Origin of the sequence: Prevotella sp. MGM2, assembly GCF_002933955.1 — a bacterium.
Taxonomy (GTDB): domain Bacteria; phylum Bacteroidota; class Bacteroidia; order Bacteroidales; family Bacteroidaceae; genus Alloprevotella.
This window is the reverse complement of the sequence record NZ_BEWW01000190.1, coordinates 1-3,203: the sequence shown is the minus strand read 5'-3', so window position 1 is coordinate 3,203 and position 3,203 is coordinate 1. Positions and strand designations below refer to the sequence as shown.

The 3,203-nt window shown below is 55.9% G+C and carries 3 protein-coding genes and 1 tRNA gene; 2 read left to right on the top strand and 2 right to left on the bottom strand.

All coding sequences use genetic code 11. The annotated features are described in order from the left end of the window. Positions 1-112: 112 nt before the first annotated feature. Positions 113-1,060, bottom strand: a complete 948-nt coding sequence (locus C5S62_RS04610; RefSeq protein WP_104404254.1) for an HK97 family phage prohead protease — start codon at positions 1,058-1,060, stop codon at positions 113-115. Between the two features lie 101 nt (positions 1,061-1,161). Beyond that, positions 1,162-1,235: transfer RNA gene (locus C5S62_RS04605), tRNA-Met, on the bottom strand. Between the two features lie 153 nt (positions 1,236-1,388). Between C5S62_RS04605 and C5S62_RS04600 the strand changes: the two genes are divergently transcribed. Continuing rightward, positions 1,389-1,853: a terminase gene (locus C5S62_RS04600; RefSeq protein WP_104404253.1), complete on the top strand. Its 465-nt coding sequence runs from the start codon at positions 1,389-1,391 to the stop codon at positions 1,851-1,853. A gap of 333 nt (positions 1,854-2,186) precedes the next feature. Continuing rightward, on the top strand, positions 2,187-3,203 hold a 1,017-nt coding region (locus C5S62_RS04595), incomplete at its 3' end, for a hypothetical protein (RefSeq protein ID WP_133159499.1).

Below are 3,203 nucleotides of genomic sequence, written 5' to 3'. Positions count from 1 at the left end.
CGGCCACACCGAGGGTCGCGCCCATTGCGGAGGTCAGCGTCACTCCGATAATCATGCCCATAAGGGCGAGAAGAAATCTTTTCATTCGTCTTTTGTTGTGTGATGTTGTTGGTTAGAATTCGGGGGTAAAGCCGTAAAACTCCTTGTAGAGCCGGGCATACTCCTCGCGGTTGTTGTCGCGCAGGTCGGCGAGCTGTTCGGGGGTGGCCTTGTCCCATGTGAGGGTCGCGGAGGGGACTGTGCCGCCTCCGGCGGGACGCACGAGGTCGAGGGGCTTCTGTGCGGGCTGCATGTCGGCAAGAAGCGTGTTGAGGGTGTCAAGGCCGACGTTCTTGCCCAGCACGATGTATTTCTCTTTCTTGTCGGGGGTGAGGCGTTTTTCCTTGATTGCCGTGTCTACCACGTCGGTGATGCGGGCGAGGGTCATAGCGGCCTTGTCTTCCTGTAATTTGGTGATTGCGGCCACCGCTTCGTCCTCGGTGGCACCGGGCGCGAGGCCGAGTTTCGTCAGGATCTTTTCCATGTTCTTTTTGATGTTGTTATTTGGGGGTTGTTCTGTCTTTTCTTCGTGTGCGGTGAGGTTCAGCAGCGGCAGGTGGTCGCTTTCCTCCCCGGCGGCGAGGGTGAGCAGTTTCCCCTCGTGGTATAGGCCGACCTGCAGCGCGTCGTCATTCGCGCCTATATCCACCACCGACACTTCTATAAGTTTGCTTTTGGTTACGGTCGGGCGCGTCTGCCCGGCCACGAGAAGCGCGGGGTCTTCGCTCCATTCCATGATGTCAAGCCCGGCGGAGAGCATACGCAGCGTGCCGCGCTCCCATTTCTTCGAGATGTTGCGCTCGTCCTCGGTGTCGTCGTCGAATTTAGGCGTGCCGTAGAGCGTATCCCCCTCCACGCGCACATTCTCCATGATTCCTATCGGCATATCCTCCTTGCGCCCGCGTCGGTGCATATATAGGAGTACCGGGTTCTTTTGGTATTGCGTGAGGTCTATTCCCTCGGTCAGTACCCTTGCGCCGTAACTGTTGAGGCGCGGGGTCGATATGATTGCCTCTTTCATATATAGGTATGATGTCAGAAAAAATGTCGGCGGGGCTTGTGTGGCACTTCACTGTGTGAAAACCCTGTGCCGCCCCGCCGACGGGTCGCAAAAGGGGGTTGTGGCGGAGGCAGGATTCGAACCTGCGACCTCGAGGGAATGAACCTCGCGAGCTACCGGGCTGCTCCACTCCGCGATGTGGTTTTACGGTGCAAAGTTGGGGAGGGTTTACAGCCCTGCAAAACAGAGTGTAAAGTTTTTACACTCTATTTTCACGCGCCGCCCGTTTGTGCCAATTTTGCATCGTAAATCAACATTGACACAACCCGAAAACATCATTTTATTATGAATGGCAAACAAGGTTTCAACAGATAAAAAGGAGTTCGCTGAGGCTCTTTTCATGCAGGGTATGCCGCAAAACTCCATCGCCGAGAAAGTAGGCGTGTCGGCTAACACCGTCGGCAAGTGGGTAAAGGACGGCTGCTGGGGCGAGAAACGCGCCGCGATGTCTAACACCCGCAAAAGTCTGCAGAATGAACTGCTCTCGGCTATCAAGGACAAGATAGAGGAATTGCGCGACCTCGACATTTCCAAATCCGCAACGGTCGTGGATCAGCTCGTGAAACTATCGGCAACTATCGAACGCCTCGACAAGGAGGCTTCGGCTGTCGATTTCATCGAGTGCTTCATGGCTTTTGGCCGTTGGCTCGAATATCAGGCGGAGACAGATTTGGAAATTACGCCGGAGTTCCGAAAACTTGTCAACAAGTATCAGAACAAGTATATCCTCGAAATGCTCGGCAGCAAATTGTAACGCATGGCACGGAACACCGCACAGACCCGCAAGGAGGCTATCGAACAGTGGAAGCAATGGTGCGAGACCGTGCAGACGCGCTCCGTCGTGTCTGTCCGGGAGACTCCGGCGCAAAAGGAGAAACGCATCGCGTATCTCCTCGCCGATTATGGCCGCTTCTTCTCTTACTATCTCGCGCACTACTGCGACGATGAGGAGACCGGGAAGCATACCGACTGCGCTCCCTTTCAGATAAGGGCGGCGCACACCCTGCGAGACCATCCGACAATTCAGTATGCCGCGCAGTGGGCGCGAGGCCACGCGAAGTCCGTCCATTTCGATGTCGGCATTCCCATGTATCTCAAAGCCCTCAAAAAACTGCACCTCATGGTGCTTGTCGGCAAGAGCAAGGACAATGCAGAGACGCTCCTCGGCGACATACAGGCGGAGTTCGAGTTCAACCAACGCTATATATCCGACTTCGGGGTGCAGAAAGTTACAGGGTCGTGGGAGACAGGAAAGTTCGTAACCGCCGACGGTCGCGCTTTCTTCGCTCGCGGTCGCGGCCAGTCGCCGCGTGGCCTCCGTTACAAAAAGTACCGCCCCGACTATATTGTGATAGATGACCTCGACGACGACGAACTTGTCAATAACCCCGACCGCGTGGCGCGGCTCACAAAGTGGGTTAAGGAGGCTTTGTTCGGCACTCTCGACGGTGGCCGTGGCCGTTTCTGTATGGTCGGAAACCTTATCGGCAAAAACTCGGTTCTCGCCAACTTCATGACTTCCGACGGTGTGGTGGTCTCCAAAGTGAATGCCATTGACAAAAACGGCAAGCCCTCGTGGGGTGCTAAGTGGACTATCGAGGAGATACGAGCCGAGGAGCGGTTCATGGGTTACATCTCGTTCCAACGCGAGAAGATGAACAACCCCATCACGGAGGGCAGCATCTTCCGCAACGACTGGATACGTTGGTGCAGGCCGCTCCGTCTCGCCAAGTATGACTATCTCGTATGCTACTGCGACCCCTCTTTCAAGTCCACCACCCGCAACGACTACAAGGCCATAAAGCTGTGGGGCAAGACCGGGACGGATTTGCACTGTCTCGCGGCTTTCGTCCGCCAATGCTCCGTGGCCGAGATGGTGGGTTGGTTCTATGACCTCCACGAGAAGATCGTGGCGGCGGGCGCGGTTTGCTCCTACTACATAGAGGCCAATTTCCTCCAGCAGATTCTCCTTGACGAGTTCGTGCGCGAGGGCAACGAAAGAGGCTATCAGCTCCCGATTTTCGGCGACACGCGCAAGAAGCCCGACAAGTTCCAACGCATAGAGGCCATTTCCCCGCTGTGGGAACACGGCCACGTCTATTAT

Coding starts and splice junctions, on each gene's coding strand:
- C5S62_RS04610 (WP_104404254.1), bottom strand. CDS start 1,060: ATGAAAGAGGCAATCATATCGACCCCGCGCCTCAACAGTTACGGCGCA.
- C5S62_RS04600 (WP_104404253.1), top strand. CDS start 1,389: ATGGCAAACAAGGTTTCAACAGATAAAAAGGAGTTCGCTGAGGCTCTT.